A 21,715-nucleotide genomic window follows, 5' to 3' on the forward strand; every position below is an offset into this window, starting at 1 on the left:
TAATAAGGCTCATAACCTGAAGGTCGTAGGTTCAAATCCTACTCCCGCAACCAAAATAATACGCTAAATCAAACGCTTAGAGCCCGACTTAATCAGTCGGGCTTTCTGCGTTTGTTTCATGTCAACGCCATGTCAACGTTTGGCGAGTCGCACCCCCCGATAAGCCGTAATCGTTGGTAATCAACCGCACCCAAGGACGGTCGATGATGTTCGGGCGTATTGGAACGAATTGGTTTGGCCGGGTGATGGCTGACAATTAGGTCTGCTCGCGTTACGGTACCAGCTCGTAGTTCGTGCTGCGACCGCCGGCTTCGCCCTTCCGCATCAGGCCAAGTTCAATCAAGCTCGCAATGTCGCGATTTGCACTATCCTGAGAGCACTTGGCAATTGTCGCCCATTTCGACGTGGTCATCTTACCTTCAAAGCCGTCAAGTAAACGGTTCAGAACCTTGATCTGTCGCTCGTTCAGCGGCATCGGAGCTGCGCGCTCCCAGAATTGAGCCTTAGCGACAACTGCAGCTAGTACGCTATCCGCTCCACGGATGGCGCGATCCAGGCACGCGAGGAACCACAGAACCCACTCTGTTACGTCCGTGTCGCCCTTCTGCGTTTGCTCCAGTTGATCATAGTATGCGCTCCGTTCTGTTCGGATCTGCGCTGACATGCTGTAGAACCTCTGTGAGCTCCTCTCTGACCGCGCCAGCGCAAGATCAGCGATGGCACGAGCAATCCGTCCGTTACCATCCTCGAAGGGGTGGATCGTCATAAACCACAGATGCGCCAGGGCCGCCTTGATTACCGGATCGGATGAAATCGGCGCGTTGAACCAGGCGAGAAATGCTTCCATCTCTGCTGCGACCCAAAAGGCAGGTGGCGCTGTGTAATGCACGCGTTCCCGTCCGTAGGGTCCTGACACCACCTGCATCGGCCCGGTACTGTCATCGCGCCAATCCCCGACGCGGATGCGTGTCATGCCGCTGCGCCCGGTCGGAAACAGGGCGGCATGCCAGCCGAATAGGCGTTCCGCTGTCAGTGGAGCGTCGTAGTTGCGCGTCGCATCAAGCATGACCTCGACGATGCCTTCGACGTTGCGATCTGTCGGGGGCAGGGCGCCAATGTCGATGCCAAGACGACGCGCCAGCGATGAGCGCACCTGAGTGACGTCGAGCTGTTCGCCTTCGATTTCGCTTGTCTTGACGACGTCCTGTGTCAGCGTCTGCAGCACTGCTTCCTCGCGCAGCTTGAAGCCCAGCACTTCCATCCTGCCGATCAGTCTGCCCTGGATATGGCGCACCTCAGCTAGGTAGGCTGCGACGCGCGCGTCTTGCCAAGTAAGGTTAGGCCAGGTGTCCCGTTCCCAGGTTTGCATCACATTCTCCGCAAAATTTGCAGGGATGATCCGACTTTTTCTCCGCACTGGCAAGAGTAAAAGCCGTAGTATTTGCGGAGAATAGGGGGGATCAATCTCCGCACAACAAGCTAGTTGTGCTCGTGATCAAGGCTAATAGTATAAAGTTTGCACACAGAGATATGCTTTTTGGCGACGCTGACGGTCAAACAGTCCGCAACTGATCCGCCCCAACTGCAACACGGGTCTGACCACCCATGATCTCCATCAGGACCCAAACCCGCCGATCTGGCGCGATTGTTTCCACCTCTGCCACAAAATTTGCAAAAGGTCCCTTGGTCAACATCACCTGGTCTCCAGGCTTCAAGAGCTTTGGCGGCAGCAATTTGCCCTTTGCGTCACAGCGCAACATCAGCTGCGAGACCAGGTCCAGCGGCACAGCCGTCGGCTCCTTGCCGAAACTCACAAGCCGCGTGATGCCATGGGTCGAGTTAACTGTGCGCCAGAACCCGCGGGTCACATCGAAGGCCACGAAGATGTAGCCCGGAAACAGTGGCCGCATGGCAGTGACGTACTTGCCGTTCCGCGGGCGCGTTTCCTCTTCCATCGGCAGGAAGGTGTTGAAGCCCTGGCGCTTGAGGTTCTTATCCGCGATGTTGGCGCAGTTCGGCTTAAGTTGCGCCAGAAACCAGTTTGTGCCGCGATCGTGAAATGTCATTTTGCAACCTAGTTAATGTAATTTCCACACCTATCGCTCAAATTCGAACGCATGCAAGTAAGGTTTTCCGGGTGCGATGCGATAATTTGATGAAGGAGACTGCGCACCTCGCCCTCAGAGCATTGATATAATGAGATAATCCAGCACTATCAGCTTGATACACTTTGCGACCCGAGCAAACGTCCGACCGACAGACACACAGATCGGAGGCTGAGTTGGACGGGAGTGGCGAGATTACCGAGTTTCGGGCGGCGCAATATGTGCGCATGTCGACGGAGCATCAGCAGTATTCAACCCACAACCAGTCCGACAAGATCCGCGAATATGCCGAAAAGCGCGGCATCGAAATCATCAAGACCTACGCCGATGACGGCAAGAGCGGCCTTTCTATCGGCGGACGCGCCGCCCTGCAGCAGCTGATCGCGGATGTGGAATCTGGCGCGGCCGACTTCAACGTGATCCTGGTATATGACGTCAGCCGCTGGGGCCGTTTCCAGGATGCGGATGAGAGCGCCTATTACGAATACATCTGCAAGCGCGCCGGCATCAACGTCGCCTATTGCGCCGAGCAGTTCGAGAACGACGGCTCGCCCGTCTCAACCATCGTCAAGGGCGTCAAACGTGCGATGGCCGGCGAATACAGCCGGGAGCTTTCGGTCAAGGTCTTCGCCGGCCAATGCCGCCTAATTGAGCTGGGCTTCCGTCAAGGTGGCGCGGCAGGCTTCGGGCTGCGCCGGGTTCTCGTAAACGAGCGCGGCCAGATCAAGGGCGAGCTGAAGCGCGGTGAGCACAAATCGCTGCAAACAGATCGCGTGATCCTGATGCCCGGGCCCGACGAGGAAGTGGCTTGGGTCAACAAGATGTATCGCTGGCTGATCGAGGAGGACCTTTCTTTCCGCGAGATTGCCGATCGCCTGAACGGAGAAGGTGTCAAAACCGATCTGGACCGCCCCTGGAATTCTGGCACGGTGCGCACGGTTCTGACCAACGAGAAATACATCGGCAACAACGTCTACAACCGCTCCTCCTTCAAGCTGAAGAAGCTGCATGTGGAAAACCCACCCGATATGTGGGTGCGCAAGGAAGGCGCCTTCGAGGGGATTGTACCGCTCGAGTTTTTCCTGACGGCGCAGGAGATCATCACGGCACGGTCGGCGCGCCTGTCAGACGAAGAGCTGCTGGATCATTTGAAACGGCTTTATGCAGACGCGGGCCAGCTTTCTGGCGTGTTGATCGATCAGACGCCCGACATGCCGTCCTCATCAGCCTATCGAAACCGCTTCGGGTCTCTGGCCCGGGCCTATGAGATGATTGGTTATCGCTCGGACCGGGATCAGGAACGCATCGCGCTCAACAAGCGCCTGCGCGGGATGCATCCGGAGATCATAGCGCGCACTGAGGCGGCAATTGCCGAGGTGGGTGGCACAGTTGCGCGTGATCCTAAGACCGATTTGCTGACCATAAATGACGAGATGGTCGTCAGCTTAGTGCTGGCGCGATGCCAGCCTCAGGGCGACGGACGGCTACGCTGGAGAATCCGCTTTGACCCGATGCGCTATCAGGCCGACGTCACGCTGGCGGTCCGGCTTGACCCCGACAACCGCGACGAGCTCGATTACTACCTGCTGCCCTGGCTCGATCTACCCCGGCAGGAAATCCGCCTTTGCAACCGCACCAGCATCGCCTTTGAGGCCTTCCGGTTTGAGGATCTCGGCTTTTTCTACGGAATGGCAGAACGGGTCGGCATTCGCCGGAAATGGGGATGAGGCCTTGATGATGGAAATCGGAAGGAGAACACAACATGAACAATTGCGCTAAAAGAGGAAGCGAACCCTATGATGACTGACACACCCGAGAGCGTCACGCTCGTCCCCATCGACCGGATCGAGGTCCTGAACTCCCGGGACCGCAATATGAAGGTCTTTGAAGAGATAGTTGAAAACATCCGTTCCATCGGCTTGAAAAAGCCGATCACCGTGACAGAGCGCGAAGGTGCCGATGGGGCGCCCGCCTATTTGCTGGTCTGTGGCGAAGGACGATTGAATGCCTTTCGGCTGCTGGGTGAAAGCCACATCCCGGCGCTGGTGGTCAATGTGACCGATGAAGACGCCTTCATCATGTCGCTCGCCGAAAACATTGCCCGGCGGGGCCATCGGCCGCTGGAGATCCTGGCCGACATCGAGCTGTTGCTGGCGCGGGATTACAGCATCGACGACATCATCACTCGAACGGGGCTTTCCGAGAAATACGTTCGGGACATCGTTTTCTTGCTGGAAAAGGGTGAGGAGCGCCTGATCGAGGCGGTGCAAAACGGGACCATTCCGCTGACCACCGCTCTCGAAATCGCCCGCGCCAAGCATGACGATGAAAACCTCGGCGACATGCTGGAAGAGGCCTATAAGACCGGCCAACTCAAAGGGCACCAGATCACGGATGCCAAGCGGCTTATTGAAAAGCGCCGGGAAAAGGGCCCGAAAACCGGTGGTGATCGCCCGAAACTGCCAAACTCGGCGCATTCGCTGGTGAAGACATACCAGCGCGAGGTCGCCCGCCAACACAAGCTGATGCTGAAGGCCGATCACGCGCATCAGCAACTGCTCTTGGTGGTCCAAGGACTGAAACGCCTCTTTGCCGATGAGCACTTCGTGACGCTCCTGCGCGCCGAGGGCCTCGACAGCCTGCCGAAATACCTCGCCGACCGCATTGAAACCGCCTGAAACCCGAAAAGGAACATACGATGAATGACCTCAGCACTGTGAAGCCACTTTACCCGGGCGCTTTCCCCCAGCCAGACAGCGATGAAAACGACGCGCCGTATCCCAAGGCCCCGTTGAACCTGACGCTCGGGTTTGATCTGGAAACCTTCCAGATCCCGCTTGAGGAGCTGATGCCCTCGAAAAAGGTTCCCGACGGCGTGATGACAACACGCAAGTTCAAGCAGATTGTCTCCTCGATCCGGGAAATTGGGTTGATTGAGCCGCTCTCGGTGATCAAGCCAGATCCGGATGCTGCGGGGTTTCTACTGCTTGATGGCAATCTGAGGGTGCTGGCGCTGAAGGAATTGGGCCAGGACACCGCGCCTTGCCTCATTGCCAAGGATTTTGAGACCTACACCTACAATCACCGGATCAACCGGCTCTCAACCGTGCAGGAGCACTACATGCTGCGGCGCGCGATCGACAAAGGTGTCAGCAAGGAACGACTTGCGCGGGCCTTCAATGTGAACCTCTCGACCATTAACAGCCGGATTAACCTGCTGCACGGGATCTGCCCCAAGGCGGTGGAACTGCTGCAGGACCACCAGTTCACTCCGGACGTGACGCGGCACCTACGCAAGATGAAGGCCGCCCGGCAGATCGAGGCGGTGGAATTGATGATAGCCGCAAATACGATCACCGCCGCCCACGCGGACGCCCTCCTGAAGGCCACGCCGCCGGAACAGCGCACCGACTACAAGCCACCACAGCCGGAACAACCGACAGGCGACCCGCTGGAGCAAATCGTCAAGCTTGAGAGAGAGATGAGCCAGGTGCAGGAAAAGTACAAGCATGCCGAAGAAAACTACGGGTCCGAGCTGCTGAACCTGGTCGTCGCCAAAGGCTACCTGAAAAAGCTGATGGAAAACGAGGCGGTGCGCTCCTACGTGGCGCGGCATGCATCCGAGATCCTCGAGCAGTTCGACCTGGTGCTGAACACGGTCAGTATGGAGGAGGCAGTCGAACAGGCCGAACGGGAGGAAGGACCAATCGCCGCCGAAGCGACAGCACACACCCAAATGGCGAAAGACGACAGTGACGCAGCGCCGGCCCCTGGAATGGATGGCCAACTCGGATGACGGGCTCGTCCCGGGGTCAGATTGTAGTAGATCTGCCAAAGTGACTTATTTCCGAGCGACATAAGGCCGAGTCTCATGGGTCAGCCGCCATGCACCGCTCGGTGCCGACGATCAGCGGCGGTGATGAACCAGCCTTGTGCTGACGGGGTCGTTCAGTTATGAGCTTGTCACATATTCAGGTTCTCTGATAGTGGCGCGGTTGAAGGTCCGCCGATGTCCTCAGAGTGAGTGAGGTCCGCCTCTAGTTGGGCCTGCACCTGTGGGTTAGTGGCTACTTCATCGTCCGAACTGACGAAAACATCTGAAATTGTGAAATTCCCTCTTGTTTGCGCATGCAGCATTTGTTACCGCTCAAAGATGAACGATGTGGAATCTATTTTCAACGTCATCTTTGCATCCAACAAGGCGCCCTGCGGGCAGTTCTTGTGCGGTAGCCTGAGAAAATCTCAAATATGACTAGCAAGCGCACCAAACTGCAGGAAGACACGCATTTTCGCGTGCTCCGCCTCCTGCAAGAAAACCCAGAAATGTCCCAGCGAGAGCTGGCTGAGGCGGTTGGTGTCAGTGTCGGTGGAATACATTACGTTTTGAACGCCCTGATCGAAAAAGGTCTGGTGAAACTGGGGAATTTCACGGCGGCGGAAGACAAACGCCGATATGCCTACGTTTTGACGCCGAGAGGTATCGCGCGGAAGGTAGCACTGACGCGAGCATTTCTGGTCAGGAAGATGGAAGAGTACGAGGGGCTCAAGGAAGAGATCGAGTCGCTTCAAGTCGAGCTCGATGCCAACGCTGAAAAGAAGCTGTCCTGATCGCATTCGCAACTCGCTTGGCGGGGCATCTCTCACGAGGAACGGCGAAGTACTGCTCGGGCAGAGTTTGATTGCAGGCAGCGTCCACAAAAAATAGAATTTGAGGATCCAATGAAAAAAGTATTGCTGGTCTTTGGGACGCGGCCAGAAGCCATCAAGATGGCGCCAGTTTATGAAGCACTCAGGGCAAATCCCGGCCTTGATGTGCGGGTGGCTGTCACTGCCCAGCACCGCGAGATGCTGGACCAGGTTCTGCGTCTGTTTGGGATCGAACCCGAATACGATCTGAACGTGATGAAACCTGGGCAGGGGCTCACCGAGATCACCGCGGCGGTGCTTGCTGGGCTCAAGCCGGTGCTGGAAGAGTTTTCGCCAGATTTGCTACTGGTCCACGGAGACACGACAACAACGTTGTCGGCCTCGCTCGCGGCCTATTATCAGCAGATTCCGGTGGGCCATGTCGAGGCGGGGCTGCGGACCGGCAACATCTATTCGCCCTGGCCTGAAGAGATAAACCGTAAGGTCACTGGCGCTATTGCTCGGCTCCACTTCGCTCCGACAGAAAAGGCCGCTGCGAACCTGAAATTCGAGGGCGTCGAAGAAGACCAGATTTCGATTACTGGAAATACCGTCATCGACGCATTGCTTGAGGTGGTTGAGAGACTCGAGAACGATCCACAGCAGAGCTCAGCATTCGACACTAAATTCGGGATTGATCCGACCAAGCGACTGATCCTTGTGACGGGGCATCGTCGGGAGAGCTTTGGGGGCGGCTTCGAGCGTATTTGCTCTGCACTTGCCACCATAGCGAAGAGGGAAGACGTCCAGATCATCTATCCGGTGCACCTGAACCCGAATGTTAAGGGCCCTGTCGAGATCAGCCTCGGTGAGCTTGAGCGTGTTAAACTCATTGCGCCGCAGGATTATCTGCCTTTTGTGCATCTGATGCGTCGCGCAGACATAATACTGACTGACTCAGGCGGAGTGCAGGAAGAAGCCCCGTCGCTCGGCAAACCTGTGCTCGTAATGCGAGACACCACAGAACGGCCGGAGGCAGTGGACGCCGGCACGGTCAAGTTGGTGGGTACTGATGCCGATCTGATCGTACGAGAAACGAGTAGGCTCCTCGACGATCAAGCCGCCTACGACGCGATGTCGCGCGCGCATAATCCCTACGGCGTCGGGTTGGCCTCTCAGAGGATCCGCGATGCCGCTTTGTCATTTCTTACGATCGACTAGGATTAGCAATAATGCCTAAGCTCCCTTTCAAACGCATTTCTGTCGTCGGACTAGGCTATATCGGCCTGCCCACCGCCGCCATGTTCGCCTCGCGAAAAGTCGATGTGGTGGGTGTCGATGTGAACCAGAAAACTGTCGACACGATCAATCGTGGCGAGGTTCACATTGTAGAACCTGACCTCGACTTGGTGGTACGCGCAGTGGTGAAAGAGGGCTATTTGCGGGCCACCACGGTACCTGAACCCGCCGAGGCCTTTCTGATCGCGGTACCGACCCCGTTTAAGGGGCAAAACCACCAGCCCGATCTTGGCTTCATCGAGGCCGCGGCCCGCGCCATCGCGCCGGTGCTGGAAGCTGGCAATCTGGTGATCCTGGAAAGCACATCGCCGGTCGGGGCTACTGAAGCCATGGAAGGCTGGCTTGCAGAAGCCCGCCCAGACCTTAGCTTTCCCCAAACTGCCGGTGAAGACTCTGACATCCGCATAGCGCATTGTCCCGAACGGGTTCTGCCCGGCAAGGTGATGCAGGAACTTATCACCAACGACCGCGTGATCGGCGGCATGACGCCAGCCTGCTCGGAAGCGGCAGCCAGCCTCTACCGCTCCTTCGTCACCGGCGAGTGCGTGGTCGCCTCCGGGCCTCGCGTTGCGGAAATGGCGAAACTCACCGAGAACAGCTTCCGCGATATCAACATCGCATTCGCCAACGAGCTTTCGCTGATTTGCGACGCGCTGGGCATGGATGTCTGGGAACTCATTCGACTGGCCAACCGCCACCCGCGGGTCAATATCCTGCAGCCGGGTCCCGGCGTTGGAGGCCATTGCATCGCCGTAGACCCGTGGTTCATTGTCTCGTCCGCTCCTGAGCAGGCACATCTGATCCGCACCGCGCGCGAAGTGAACGACAGAAAGCCGGAATGGGTGCTCAAAAAGGTGCAGGCCGCGATTGGATGCTATCTCTTGGCCAACCCCGCGAAGACCGCTGCCGAGGTGACCCTTGCCGTTTACGGCTTGGCGTTCAAACCGGACATCGACGATTTGCGGGAAAGTCCTGCAATGGAAATAGCACGTTCGCTTTCGGCCACGCATGCGGGGCCGCTGATGATAGTCGAACCTTTCATCGATAGCCTTCCGCGCGATCTGAAAGACGCCAGCCTCGTCACTTATGCCCAAGCCTCCGAGGCCGACATCAACGTGCTTCTCGTCGATCATACCGCGTTCAAGAACGCAGCGGCACCGGTCGGCCGGAAGGTCGATTGTCGTGGCGTGTGGTGATCGACAGTCCATCAGAGCTTAGCAGGGAATCAAGACATGCAAATCAATGACCGCAAGATCGGCCCCGAACATCCGCCCCTCGTGATCGCCGAAATCGGTATCAACCATGGCGGCAGTCTCGAGGTCGCAAAGTCCATGGTGACCCTCGCCGCGAGGGCCGGTGCCGAATGCGTCAAGCACCAGACCCATTTCGTCGATGATGAAATGACCGAAGAAGCCAAGTCGATCTTTCCGCCCAACGCCGATGTGTCGATCTGGGAAGTGATGGAACGCTGTGCGTTGTCCCCCGCCGATGAAATCGCGCTCAAGCAGCACGCCGAGAGTCTGGGCGTGATCTATATTTCGACGCCGTTTTCAAGGAAAGCGGCGGATTTCCTTGCAGAAATCGACGTCCCGGCTTTCAAGATCGGCTCAGGCGAAGCCGACAACTTGCCGCTGATCCGTCACATTGCGAAATTTGGCAAGCCGGTCATCATGTCGACCGGGATGCAGACGATCGACTCGATGTCGCGCTCGGTTCAGATCCTTCGCGATGCGGGCGTTCCATTTGCACTGCTAGAATGCACCAACCTGTATCCGTCCCCCCCCGAGATCGTGTCGCTTCGCGGTGTGACCGAGTTGCGGCAGGCCTTCCCGGACGCGGTGGTCGGTTTCTCGGATCATTCGATCGGGCCGGATATGGCCCTTGCTTCCGTCGCGCTGGGTGCCTGCATTCTCGAACGTCACTTTACCGATACGCGGTATCGCGCCGGACCGGACATTTCCTGTTCGATGGATCCGGCAGAGCTGCGATATCTTGTTGATCGGTCGCGCGAAATCCATATCGCGGCGCGCAATTCCAAGGAGCGCAGCGCCCCTGAAGAAGACGTGTATCGGTTTGCCCGCGGGTCGGTCGTGGCCGACCGCGACCTGAAAGCCGGGGAAACGATCGGCGAAAGCGACATCTGGGCACGCCGTCCTGGAAGCGGCGAGATACCGGCGGATCAATTCGATGCGCTGATCGGTCGTCGGGTGAACCGCGACATGAAACGTAACACTCAGCTTCGCTGGTCGGATTTGGACTGAGTGGTTACAATGTCTGGAAAACCCGAATTGAATGCCAAGGCCGGGCATAACCTGCTCTTCGTGACGGGTACGCGGGCCGATTATGGCAAACTGGAACCGCTTGCCTTGGCAGCACTCGATGCTGGTCACCGGGTGACTTTCTTTGTCACCGGCATGCACATGCTTGAAAAATATGGGCTGACCAAGGAAGAGGTTCATCAACAAAAGCGCTTTAAAGTTGTCGAGTTCATCAACCAGCGCGATGGCGACCCTCAGGACATCATCCTCGCCAAGACTGTCATGGGGTTTTCTGATTACCTGCAGGAACATCAACCGGATCTGGTGATCATACATGGCGACCGCGTTGAAGCGCTTGCATGTTCATTGGTTTGCACGACCAATTACGTCCGCTGCGCCCATGTCGAAGGCGGTGAGGTTTCGGGAACGATCGACGAACAATTCCGGCACTGCAATACCAAGCTGTCCTCGGTGCACCTTGTCAGTTCGGACGAAGCAAAGGCCCGCGTCGAGCGTCTGGGAGAGCCGCCCGAGACTATCAACGTGATCGGTTCACCGGAACTTGACATCCATGGCCGCCCGTCGGGCGTGACGCTGGAACAGGTGCGGACGCGCTACAACATCGCCCCCGTCGATTACGGGATCTGCGTTTTCCATCCGGTTACCTCGGAAGCTTCCGCGATGGGTAAACAGGCCGAAGCACTGTTCGGGGCGCTGATCGACTCGGGACATTATTATGTCGTCATCCTGCCCAACAACGACCCCGGGTCCGAGTTGATCCTTTCGGTCATCCGAGAGCTGCCAAAAGACCGGTTTCGGGTCCTTCCGTCCATGCGTTTTGCCTATTTCTCGGAACTGATGCGCAATGCCCAGGCGATTATCGGCAATTCCAGTATGGGTGTGCGCGAAGCGCCATTCCTTGGCGTGCCGTCGCTCGATATCGGCACGCGGCAGTCGAACCGCGGAAACGCGCCTTCGCTGCTGCGCAGCGACGCGCATGACCGAGGCACCATCGACCGTTTCCTGTCTGAGTTCTGGGGGCAGCGGTTTCCCAGTAGTCAGAGCTTTGGAAGCGGCGACTCGGCGAAGAGCTTCGTTGAATTGTTGAACCGCGCAGATTTCTGGGACCGGCCGTTGCAGAAGTATTTCGTGGAATGACGGCCCATCGCACAACACCGGAAGCGATTGCGGTCGTGCCGGTTCGAGCCGGTTCCAAGGGGTTGCCCGGAAAAAACCTCATGCCGCTCAACGGCGTGCCCCTGTACCTGCACGCCGTCCGGCAAGGACTTCGCACCGTCGGTCGTGCCCTGCTCAGCACGGATATCGTGGAAATCGACGAGGCCGATCTGCCGGAGGGCTGCACATTGTGCAGGCGCCCCGAGCATCTGGCAGCCGACGACACACCGATGGCCGCGGTTATCGAGCACCTGATCGTCGAACGTTCGTTGCAAGGTGCCACAATCGTGCTGTTGCAGGCCACCTCGCCCTTGCGCTCGGATCAGGACGTCCAAAAAGCCGTGACCCTGTTTCAAGAGGGCGGTCACGACATGGTTCTGAGTGTCGTCGAGCGCGATCGAGGGGTTCTGAAGTACGGGACATTGGAAAACAACACCTTTACGGCCATGAGGGACCAAGCGTTTTGCTTCTACAACCGCCAGCAATTGCCGCCGGTCTTCGGCCCGAACGGAGCGGTATATGTTTTTCAGGCCCAACGGTTTCTTGACGTGAACGGGTTTCCGTCGGAACGCATAGGAGCAATCGCCATGCCGGCCGATCGCTCGGCGGATATCGATACGCTGGATGATTTGCATCGTGTGGAGTGGGTGCTGCAGATGCAAAGCTCCGCAAATAAGGGGTGATGAAACAAAGATGAGACTTATTGCAAGGCTCGACATCAAGAACGAGCACGTCATCAAGGGAATCCATCTGGAGGGACTGCGCAAGGTCGGAGATCCAAACGTCTTGGCCCGCAACTACTACGACCAGGGTATCGACGAGATCGTGTTCATGGATGCTGTGGCCAGCCTCTATGACCGCAACAACCTGTTTCACATCATCGAAGCAGCCTGCCGCGATGTATTCGTGCCGATTGCCGTCGGCGGGGGCATGCGCAGCGTAGAGGACGTGTCCAAAGCGCTGGGGGCCGGGGCGGACAAGGTCGTGATCAACACTGGTGCCGTGCAGAACATCAGGCTGATCGAGCAAGTCGCCCACAAGTTTGGGTCGCAATGCCTTGTCGGCTCGATCGAAGCCAAGAGACGCGATAATGGCTGGAAGGCCTATATCGACAACGGTCGTGAACCGACGAATCTTGATGTCGTGGAGTGGGCCCGCACCCTGCAAAGCGCGGGATGCGGCGAGATCCTGTTGACCTCGGTCGACAAGGAAGGCACCAGCCGCGGCTTTGACATCGACCTTGTCCGGCAGGTAAACGATGCGGTTACTCGCCCGGTCATTGTATCGGGTGGATATGGAAAACCTCAGCATCTGCAAGATCTGTTGGCCGCGACGCAACCGTCTGCCGTTGCCTTTGCGGCTGTTCTTCACTACCAGCGCAGCAGCGTCGATGACCTGCGTGCCGCTTTGAACTTATGTCAGGCGTGATTGATATGACAAAGACCAATTTGACCGGTGTCATCGACTATGGGGTCGGGAATGTCCGAAGCGTTTGCAGTGCCGTCGAGGCTGTCGGCGGACGACCGATTCTGAGTTCGGACCCCATTGAACTACTTGGATGCGAACGTCTTATTCTGCCCGGTGTCGGTGCCTTTGCCCATGGAATGACCGAACTCACATCGCGCGGGCTTGATACAGCCCTGAAGTCTGCCGTGAGTGACGGCATGCCGTTGTTGGGAATTTGCCTCGGCATGCAGATGCTGGCCCAAAGCAGCCTCGAATTCGGCGAGTCCGAAGGCCTGGGTCTTGCGCAAGGCGTTGTATCGTTGATCCCTTCCTCGGACCCCGCACACACGCTGCGCTTGCCACACGTAGCGTGGAAGACACTTGAACGACGGAGCGACGCCGCCGCGTGGCTGTTCGACGGTGTCGACCCGGACGCCCGTTTCTATTTTATCCACTCCTACGCGGTGCCCGCAACCTCGCCGGACGTTGTCGCGGTGGCCGAGATTGATGGAAACGAGTTCGCCGCGGTTTTTGCCGTAGACAATGTTGTCGGAACCCAATTTCATCCCGAGAAAAGCGGGCCGGAAGGCCTTAAAATGTTGAAAAATTTCGTAATGAAAGGAGACATGATCCATGTCTGAGACGGAAGCCCTCGAAGCCTTTTATGGCCTTCCGAACGAGGTTCGTTTTTGCAAGAGCTGTGTGATCTCCAACCAACGTCCCAGCTCGACTGTCGAATTCAAGCACGAGAAGGAAGACAAGAAGAAAACCATCGGCTTCGCTGCGGATGGCATCTGCGACGCCTGTCATTATCATCAGGAAAAAGCGCACCGCATCGACTGGAAGAAACGCGAGGATCAGCTTGTAGCTACTTTGGACAAGTTTCGGCGCAACGACGGCAGCTATGACATGATCGTTCCCGGAAGCGGAGGCAAGGATAGTGCCTACACATCGCACATCCTGAAGTATCGATATGGTATGAACCCGTTGACCGTGACGTGGGCCCCGCACCTTTACACAGATATCGGCTGGCAGAACTTCACCAACTGGATCCATGAAGGTGGCCATGACAACATCCTGTTCACGCCCAACGGGCGCCTTCACAGGCTACTGACGCGTTTGGCCTTCAAGAACCTGCTGCACCCCTTTCAGCCGTTTATTGTCGGTCAACGGATCATCGGGCCGGCGATGGCGCAGAAATATGGCGTGCAATTGGTGATGTACGGCGAGAACCAGGCCGAGTACGGCAACGATCCCAATGAAAACTTCAAGCCGACGATGGACACCAAATTCTTCTCAGCTCAGGATCCGATGCAAATGCGCCTAGGCGGTGTGAAGATCGCGGATATCATCCGCGACTACGACTACACGCTCAACGACTTTGCGCCCTACATCCCGCCGACCGCAGAAAGTCTCGAAAAAGCGGGGGTCGAGGTGCACTATCTGGGCTTCTACCTGCCTTGGGACCCGCAAGAGTGCTATTACTACGCCGTCGAGAACACCGGTTTTCAGGCCAACTCCGAGCGGACGCCCGGCACCTATTCGAAGTATTCGAGCATCGACGACAAGATCGACATGTTCCATTACTTCACCACGCTGATCAAATTCGGCATCGGTCGCGCAACCTACGACTCAGCCCAGGAAGTCCGAAACGGCAAGATCAACCGCGAAGAGGCAGTGCATCTTGTCCGCAAGTACGATCAGGAATTCCCGCAGCGCTATTATGCGGACTTCCTTGATTACATCGGACTGTCCGACGCCGAATTCTGGGAAACGGTCGACCAGTTCCGTTCGCCGCATCTTTGGCAGCACTCGGACAACGGGTGGGCGTTGCGCCACGTCGTCGAATAGGGGGCATCGCGGCCCCTGTGGCTGCCGATGCTGAGCGTTGGGATATGAGCCTGATTGATCGTCTGCGACGGCCCTCCGGAAGCGGAGCGTTCGTCGCGGAAATCGACGGACTGAGGTTCTTTGCCATCTTGCCGGTGGTTCTGGACCACGCCTGGTGGACCTACAGAGCCAATGTAGGGGACCCGGGTTTTGCGCTCGAGTCCCCGCTCGGACGCGTGTTTTCAGCGGGCGAACTGGGTGTTCAACTCTTTTTCGTCATCAGTGGATACGTGCTCGGGCTGGGTTTCTTCCGCGCCGCGAAAGAGCGCCGCGGGGTTGGCCTGGGCCGGTATTTCGTGCGGCGTCTTCGCCGGCTGGAACCCCCGTTCATCTTGATCATGACGATCTTTTTCGTCTTGCTGGTTGCGAGCGGGCGTTTCGGCCTGTTCGATGGTCTTGGGCATTACCTGGCGTCGATCACTTACCTGCACGGGTTGATCTATCTCGAGCCCAGTCCGATCAACACCGTTACCTGGTCCCTCGAGGTCGAGTTGCAGTTCTATGTCCTGGCACCGGCTCTCTATGCGATCTATCGACTGGAGCCGAGGCTGGCGCAGACCCTTTTCGCGGGTGGGATGCTGGTTTTCATTGCGACTGCGTATCTGGTGGGTGACTTTTATCTGACGCTGCTGTCGCATGGGCATTTGTTCTTGCTCGGTGCCGCGTTCCCCCTGCTGGGCCGTTTCGAAATCCCGGCACGGCTGGCCTTTGTTTTCCCCACGGCGCTGTTGGTGTATTTCCTGATCGAAGCCGACTATGCGTCGGTGTGGGGAAATCTGGCCAAGATCGTGTTGCTGACCGCGATCTTCGCGACGACACTGGGCTGCGCGCCGGTGCGCCGGTTCCTGTCCATGCCTTTTCTCTTCGTGGTGGGCGGGGCCTGCTATTCGATTTACCTGATCCACTATCCGCTTTTGTCCGCCTTCTCGAAAATCTGGGCGGCGACATCGTTTCCTGGAGGTTGCTGTCGTCGTTGTTCTTGTCGTCAGCATGATCTTTTTCGTCTTTGCCGAACGCCCTTTCATGACCCGATCTGCCGCCAGAAAGATCGCATAGCCAGAGGATTTCATGGTGTCCGAACTGCGCCTACTTCACATCGCCAGCTTCAGCGGAAACATCGGCGATAACGCCAACCACATCGGATTTCGCGATTGGTTGCAGAACCTAAGCCTGCGTCCTATCGCCTGGACGGAACTTGAAATCCGCCAGTTCTTCTGGCGTGAGCGCGCCTGGGACGCGGACCTGGTCGATTACATCAACGGCTTTGACGGATTGGTGATCGGCGGCGGCAACTACTTCGAGCTTTGGGTTGAAAACTCGCCGACCGGAACATCGATCGGCATCGCGCCCGACCTGTGGGCGAAAATCAATGTGCCGGTATATTTCAACGCCCTGGGGGTCGATCCCGGCCAAGGCGTTCCCGATGCCTGTCGCACGCGGTTTACCGGGTTCCTCGACACATTGCTCGCGAACGACAAGGTCCTCGTCAGCGTGCGGAATGACGGGGCCAAAAGAAACCTGTCCGATCATATCGGAACACCTTATGCGAACGCCGTTCTGCACGCTCCAGACAATGGGTTCTTTGCCGATTTTCAGCCGGCCAAGGGCATCCCGCTTTTCAGCGACCCGAATGTCAGCCGCATCGTCACGATAAACCTGGCCAGCGACATGGCCGAAATTCGGTTTGCCGGGCTCGACGACGGTGTCGAGGGGTTTGCCAAGGAAATTGCCAACGCAATAGGCACCCTTTCCGAACGGGATCCGGCGACCGGATTCCTGTTCGCGCCGCACATCTTTCGTGATCTCGATGTCGTGAACAGGGTGATCGACCGCCTGCCGGACCGCATGCGCCGCACCCGGGTCGCGCAGGCACCCTATGGAACGGGGGATGCGGCCGCACGGCTGGTTTTTGGCCATTACGCGGCCTCGGATGTCTGTGTCGGAACCCGTTTCCATGCCAATGTCGTGCCGATTGGCAACAGGCGTCAAACTCTCGGTCTGGTGTGCTACCCGCAGATTTCGGCGCTTTATGACGAGGTCGGCCAGCCCGACCGCTGTATCGACGTTTCAGAGCCCGGGTTTTCGACGATCCTCGCCGATCGGATTTCCGATGCCCTGGACGAACCAGACAGCGCCTTTTTGGGAACGCCGCAGCAGGCCCTTGATACGGCACAGGCCCTACGCGATGGCATTACGCCCCGCGTCGTCACCTGGATCGAGGGGCTCTGACCCCATGCCGAGCACCGGAGTTGTCTTTTTTGTCTTCAATGCCAGGGGTGTTGCGCGCTTGGCAGGCAACTCGGCTTTGCTCGATGGCGTCGATTGCGTGATTTCTGGCGTTCCGGGTGTATCGCTGGATATTCTGGGCGAGCGGGTCGCACATCTCACGCTGGAACAGGCTCTGGAAGCTTTCGGGATTACCCAGCGTGCGATCTCGACCCCGGAAAGCGCATATTGCCTAGCCTTGATGGACCGCGACGTCATCGGGCAGGTCTTGCCAAAGCTTGGTGTGAACGCGGACGAAAGCATCCGCCTCGCATTGCTGAATCACATCGGCCTGTTGACCCACAACGCATTCGCCTTCGAACTTCTGTTTCGCGCCTTGGTCGGTAACGGGTTGCGCAAGGCGCGTTTTTTCCGTTTTCACGGTCGCTATCGGCTTATCGAGAGGCTCGAGATCCGCACGTTACTTCAGATCGAACTGGGGTTTGGGCCCCTGTTACTGCATTTGTGCAATGAAGCGGGCATCAAGAAGGAGCATGTGGGTCAGGGCGCCCGCCTCGCATCTTTCAAGAATGCGCTGCGCGACTTGCTTTTGCTTGGGTATAAGGGCAAGACGCTGTTCTTGCGCAGCCGCGCAGCGCGCAGGCCCCCAGAGGGACAGAGTGTTGACGCCGTGTTCATCACCCGGGCTAGAACCGAAGTTGTCGCTGCCGAACCGATCATGCGGCACCGGGCCGGGCAAGGTTACCGCGACATCATGCTCGTCGATGATCTTATCAAATCACCTGACGGAACCGCTGCCGCATCGCGGGGAACACGCCCCTGGAATCCCTTGCACGGCTATTCCACTCCCGGCGAAATTGCGCGGATCTTTCTCACCTGTATTTCGCGACGGCATAGCGCAGCACGGCGCGCACTGGCGTCGCGGCCAGAGCGCGTGGCCGACTGGGGATTTCTAGGGAAGAAGGACATTGCGACCCAGATTATGTATACGGCTTTTGCATCTGTGCCCGAACTTCTCGTTCACCGTTTGCAGCTTGGTCGCGCGTTCGGCGCCCTGACCCCTTCGGCCGTCGTATCGTTCGATACCGTCGATCGCTGGGGTGCCCTCCAGGGCGAACTCGCCCTTCAGCGGTCGATGCGCTCTGTGATGATACAGAACACCTCGGCAGACGACGTATTCTATCCATGGCCATTGGCGATGGATCATCTCGTTGTGGGGAACCAGCGCCTTCGGGAAATCTTTACGGCGTCGGGCGCGGATCCCGCACGCGTCCATGCTTTCGGACTGCCACTTCAGGACGATGTGCTGACGGCGGGAAATGCCCGTTTGGACGCGTTGATCAATCGCGCCGCGCAGGGTCATTCGCCATTACGCGTGCTCGTAGCGACTCAGCCGTTCGTGCAAGAGTTCGACTATAACGCGGCACTGGTTGAGTCCTTGGAAACCGCAGCTAGCGACCTGAATTTTCCGCTGGTCTGGATCCTGAAACCTCATCCGCGTGAGCCCCTCGGGAAATACGAAACGGTTCGTGACGAACTCGCGTCGCGGTCACAGTCTGTCACACTGTTCAACGGGCCTTTCGAGGATGCCTTGTCCGAGGCCGACGTGGTTCTTTCGAGAACATCGACGAGCCTCGAATTTGCGGCACTGGGCGGAGTGCCCGGCATTGCGCACCTGCATCGATACCCCCGCGACATCGTGGATCGGCTCGATTATCTGAGGTCATCCGTCAACGACAAGAGCTACGACACCTCCGGCCTCAGGGCGCTTTTGCGGGCTTATGCGCCGGAAAAACGGGTCGAAAGCCTCGAGGCGTATGCGAACCGGCGGGCGGAGTTTATCGACGAGTTCTTTCCTGGCAAAGGACGAGCGACCGACCGCGTGGCCGACTTGATCGCTTCTGGATCGTCTGGATGCTGACCAGAAACGCGATGCGCCTGGCGGTCGGCGAGTTGGGAAGCCGCTTGCCTCTTCTCCTGCTCGAGGTGACTCTGGCGCGGCTGCTTGGTCCGGCCGTTTACGGCATTTGGTCAATTATTCAGACATTTGCGACATACGGTAATTTCCTGCATTTCGGCGTGTCATCGTCAATGGCCCGGCGGGAACCCGGTTTGATCGAACTCGGTTCGCCGAACGAGGTGCTTGCCAATCGAGCGGCGGCTTACGGTTTTCAGATCATGGTAATCGTGGTGGTTGCTGGGCTGCTTGTGGCGATCTCCGGTGTCCGTGACGATGCATTCGATGAGATCGGCGGTTTGTCGACCGCGCTTGCGCTGCTTGTCGTGATCTTGGCCCAGCAGTTCACCATTTCGACACAGGCAAGCGCGCTGAACGAATACAAGGTTATCGCTTCGTCAATCGCAAGGTTGGTTTACGCCTTCGCCTTCCTTGCGATTGGACTGGTCGTCATTCGGTTCGAGCCGCCACTGCTCTGGTTGACGCTCGGTTGGGCCGTGGCACTGGCTTTGGCACTGATAATGTTGAATGTGATTGCGCGCGGGATCGTGGTGTTCCCGAGGCTGGACTATCCCAGGACCATATCGATGCTTCGGGATGGTTTCCCGATCATGGTGCAAGGGCTGCTGCGTTTCGGCTTGATGAGCGTGGACAAGATCGCGGTGTTCTGGGTTGCGCGTCCCGAGGCCGTGGGATTTTACGGGATCGGGGCGCTTGCGGCCAGCGTGACCGGGCTTCCTGGATCGATAATCGCGAGGGTCTCTTTGCCGACGCATCTGCGGCTGCGTGAACGAACCAACGGCCCCGCGCTGATGCAAGCCGAGTTCGACCGGATGCTGGTGCTGATTCAGCTCCTTACCTACGGCGCGCTGTTCACGGTTTGCGCATTTTCACCGCTGCTTATTCACTTTGTACTGCCAGAATACGAACCCGCAGTGCGCGTCATTGGTATTCTTGCCATTACGGGGGGGGTCACAGGCCTCGCACAGGCTATGAGCGATGTCACCATGTCCTTGGGCATCAAGGCAGCAGTCTTGGTCAACACGGTCATTACCCTACTCCTCGAAATCTTGTTCTTGGGTGTCGCGTGGAACATTGGCGGCGGGATCGAGGGCATGGCTGCGTCAGTTCTGGTCGCGATGATCCTGATGAGTGGCCGTAGTGTGTGGCTGTGCATGCGTGCCGTCGGATTCGCGTGCGACGTTGCCAGGCGCCGCCTGGTCACACTCGCAGGGCTTGCAACCGTGGTCATGGTCGTATCCCTTGGGGTTCTGGAGCTTCAGATGATATGCATGGCCTATCTCGAAAGCGATGCCCGACCGGCTATCGTCGTAAACGTTCTTTTGTCGCTCGTGACCGGTCTCGGCTTGATCATCGCGTCGAAACGGTTCAGCGAACGTTCACAGGAAGATGAGATCGCGCGATGAGTGACCAAGCTGCCCAGAGCTCCGACCTGCTGTCGATCCGCGGTGAACTTAAGGTTCTGAAGGTCGCCGTCTTTTTCATGATCGTGTTTGCCGCTTTGAACTTGGTGGCTCTTCTCAGGCTTTTGGGTGTTCCGGGGCTGCCGCCGCTTCTGTTGTTGCTGTATCGGGCGATGGATGCGCTGATCGTGATTTCGTTCCTTAAGTATTGCGGATCGCGGGTCAAGGTTCGCGGCATCGACCTTTTGCTGCTCATCTTCGCGACCTATCCATTCCTGATCGGTATTGCCCGTGGAAATCTTTCGATCACCTTTGCAAACGACACGGTAATATTCTTCATGTTCATCGCAAAGATCGTGATTTTCAGAACGATCTTGTCACGCATTCATGCAGTTACCGACCTTGATGCGGTTTTCACGAAACCGGCACGCAAACTCGTGCTTTGGTGCGGTCTCTTTGCCGTAATTGCCCTTGCGGTGGCCTCGGTCCTGCTGGGAACCTCATCAGGCCGCTATTATCAGGCACCGGCGGAATTGACCTTTGCTGCAGCCCTGGTGTTAGCTCAGGGAAAGATATTCGCGTATCTCGTTTTTCTCGCGATCGCGCTTGCGGCAGGCAAGCGGATGGTCATGTTAGGGCTGATCGTCATTGCAGCTGTCGCCGCTCTGGCGCATCCGAAGGTGCGAAAGGGGTTTATCCGGTTCCTGGTCGTCGGCGTGGTATTTCTTCCAGTCGCGTTCATTGCCAGCAGCAGTTTTCTGGGTTCCGACCTGGTATCCGTCAACAAGATCCTCGGAACCTTCCGCCAGATCGAGCGTGCGATGGAGCAATCGGACAATCTCCTTGAAATCCTGATGTACACGGATCCAGGGCGTTATGTGGAATACGTATCATTGTTGCCCCATCTCGTTGACTGGTCGCTTTGGTTCGGAAATGGATACGGTTTTCGATACGATCTTGATTCCGACTTCCTTTTCGAATTCGGCATGGCCGATCATCTGGAAGTGACGAACGCCCATTTTACGCCGCTGGCGATCACGGCCAAATTTGGTCTGTTTGGCTTGATGATATGGATCATTTTGATAGCGCAGGTCTTGAGTACCAGGATCAATCGTAAGTCCTTTGCCGAGTACGCGTGTCGACTCGCCTTTATCTCGATGCTTGCTCAGTCGCTTTTCGCATATAGCTTTTTCATCAATATGTTCGTCCCGTTTTATATCGCGATGTCGATGGTTGGCAGCCGCCGGACCAAAGCGTCGAAACTACCGGAGACCTTGGTCACTGGTCAACAAAGAGGATACGGCTGAT

19 protein-coding genes are annotated in these 21,715 nt (G+C 57.5%); 17 read left to right on the top strand and 2 right to left on the bottom strand.

All coding sequences use genetic code 11. The annotated features are described in order from the left end of the window. Window positions 1-271 precede the first annotated feature (271 nt). Together THS5294_RS13475 and nusG are read right to left on the bottom strand one after the other, a co-directional pair. Window positions 272-1,369 (bottom strand): Fic family protein, encoded by a 1,098-nt coding sequence (locus THS5294_RS13475; protein WP_048599733.1) that lies wholly within the window; start codon window positions 1,367-1,369, stop codon window positions 272-274. 184 nt (window positions 1,370-1,553) lie between these two features. Then, a complete protein-coding gene (gene nusG / locus THS5294_RS13480) occupies window positions 1,554-2,066 on the bottom strand; it encodes a transcription termination/antitermination protein NusG (protein WP_048599734.1) in 513 nt (170 codons plus the stop codon). A 215-nt stretch (window positions 2,067-2,281) separates the two neighbouring features. Here nusG and THS5294_RS13485 point away from each other — a divergent pair, with 215 nt between their 5' ends. From THS5294_RS13485 to THS5294_RS13565, 17 genes are all read left to right on the top strand, one after another. Continuing rightward, window positions 2,282-3,832 (top strand): recombinase family protein, encoded by a 1,551-nt coding sequence (locus THS5294_RS13485; RefSeq protein WP_267884467.1) that lies wholly within the window; start codon window positions 2,282-2,284, stop codon window positions 3,830-3,832. Window positions 3,833-3,901: 69 nt separating this feature from the next. Then, entirely contained in the window at window positions 3,902-4,783 is an 882-nt protein-coding gene (locus THS5294_RS13490) for a ParB N-terminal domain-containing protein (protein WP_038008854.1), read from the top strand. 20 nt (window positions 4,784-4,803) lie between these two features. Beyond that, window positions 4,804-5,901, top strand: coding sequence for a plasmid partitioning protein RepB C-terminal domain-containing protein (locus THS5294_RS13495; RefSeq protein WP_072936738.1), 1,098 nt, complete (start codon window positions 4,804-4,806; stop codon window positions 5,899-5,901). Window positions 5,902-6,353: 452 nt separating this feature from the next. Then, a complete protein-coding gene (locus THS5294_RS13500; protein ID WP_048599735.1) occupies window positions 6,354-6,713 on the top strand; it encodes a MarR family EPS-associated transcriptional regulator in 360 nt (119 codons plus the stop codon). A gap of 111 nt (window positions 6,714-6,824) precedes the next feature. After that, on the top strand, window positions 6,825-7,952 hold the full coding sequence (wecB, locus tag THS5294_RS13505) for a non-hydrolyzing UDP-N-acetylglucosamine 2-epimerase (protein WP_048599736.1): 1,128 nt from the start codon (window positions 6,825-6,827) through the stop codon (window positions 7,950-7,952). Window positions 7,953-7,963: 11 nt separating this feature from the next. Next, a complete protein-coding gene (wecC, locus tag THS5294_RS13510; RefSeq protein ID WP_048599737.1) occupies window positions 7,964-9,226 on the top strand; it encodes a UDP-N-acetyl-D-mannosamine dehydrogenase in 1,263 nt (420 codons plus the stop codon). A gap of 36 nt (window positions 9,227-9,262) precedes the next feature. Continuing rightward, window positions 9,263-10,291 carry an N-acetylneuraminate synthase family protein gene (locus THS5294_RS13515; RefSeq protein ID WP_048599738.1) on the top strand — a complete coding sequence of 343 codons (1,029 nt, stop codon included), beginning with the start codon at window positions 9,263-9,265 and terminating at the stop codon, window positions 10,289-10,291. 9 nt (window positions 10,292-10,300) lie between these two features. Then, window positions 10,301-11,446, top strand: coding sequence for a UDP-N-acetylglucosamine 2-epimerase (gene neuC / locus THS5294_RS13520; protein WP_048599739.1), 1,146 nt, complete (start codon window positions 10,301-10,303; stop codon window positions 11,444-11,446). Further along, window positions 11,443-12,147 (top strand): acylneuraminate cytidylyltransferase family protein, encoded by a 705-nt coding sequence (locus tag THS5294_RS13525; RefSeq protein WP_058124208.1) that lies wholly within the window; start codon window positions 11,443-11,445, stop codon window positions 12,145-12,147. The genes neuC and THS5294_RS13525 overlap by 4 nt, the downstream gene beginning before the upstream one ends. A 10-nt stretch (window positions 12,148-12,157) precedes the next feature. Next, window positions 12,158-12,892, top strand: coding sequence for an imidazole glycerol phosphate synthase subunit HisF (gene hisF, locus THS5294_RS13530; RefSeq protein WP_048599741.1), 735 nt, complete (start codon window positions 12,158-12,160; stop codon window positions 12,890-12,892). A 5-nt stretch (window positions 12,893-12,897) separates the two neighbouring features. Next, entirely contained in the window at window positions 12,898-13,551 is a 654-nt protein-coding gene (hisH, locus tag THS5294_RS13535) for an imidazole glycerol phosphate synthase subunit HisH (RefSeq protein ID WP_072936739.1), read from the top strand. After that, complete coding sequence (locus tag THS5294_RS13540) at window positions 13,544-14,761, top strand: N-acetyl sugar amidotransferase (protein WP_048599743.1); 1,218 nt, start codon at window positions 13,544-13,546, stop codon at window positions 14,759-14,761. Before hisH ends, THS5294_RS13540 begins: the two co-directional genes overlap by 8 nt. 44 nt (window positions 14,762-14,805) lie before the next feature. After that, on the top strand, window positions 14,806-15,927 hold the full coding sequence (locus tag THS5294_RS13545) for an acyltransferase family protein (RefSeq protein WP_072936737.1): 1,122 nt from the start codon (window positions 14,806-14,808) through the stop codon (window positions 15,925-15,927). Further along, complete coding sequence (locus THS5294_RS13550) at window positions 15,869-17,029, top strand: polysaccharide pyruvyl transferase family protein (RefSeq protein WP_048599745.1); 1,161 nt, start codon at window positions 15,869-15,871, stop codon at window positions 17,027-17,029. The genes THS5294_RS13545 and THS5294_RS13550 overlap by 59 nt, the downstream gene beginning before the upstream one ends. Before the next feature lie 4 nt (window positions 17,030-17,033). Further along, window positions 17,034-18,947 carry a CDP-glycerol glycerophosphotransferase family protein gene (locus tag THS5294_RS13555; RefSeq protein ID WP_048599746.1) on the top strand — a complete coding sequence of 638 codons (1,914 nt, stop codon included), beginning with the start codon at window positions 17,034-17,036 and terminating at the stop codon, window positions 18,945-18,947. Continuing rightward, window positions 18,941-20,410, top strand: a complete 1,470-nt coding sequence (locus THS5294_RS13560) for an MATE family efflux transporter (RefSeq protein WP_048599747.1) — start codon at window positions 18,941-18,943, stop codon at window positions 20,408-20,410. The genes THS5294_RS13555 and THS5294_RS13560 overlap by 7 nt, the downstream gene beginning before the upstream one ends. Beyond that, on the top strand, window positions 20,407-21,714 hold the full coding sequence (locus tag THS5294_RS13565) for an O-antigen ligase family protein (protein WP_048599748.1): 1,308 nt from the start codon (window positions 20,407-20,409) through the stop codon (window positions 21,712-21,714). Before THS5294_RS13560 ends, THS5294_RS13565 begins: the two co-directional genes overlap by 4 nt. Window position 21,715 lies beyond the last annotated feature (1 nt).

It is taken from the genome of Thalassobacter stenotrophicus (assembly GCF_001458315.1).
GTDB classification, from domain to species: Bacteria; Pseudomonadota; Alphaproteobacteria; order Rhodobacterales; family Rhodobacteraceae; genus Thalassobacter; species Thalassobacter stenotrophicus.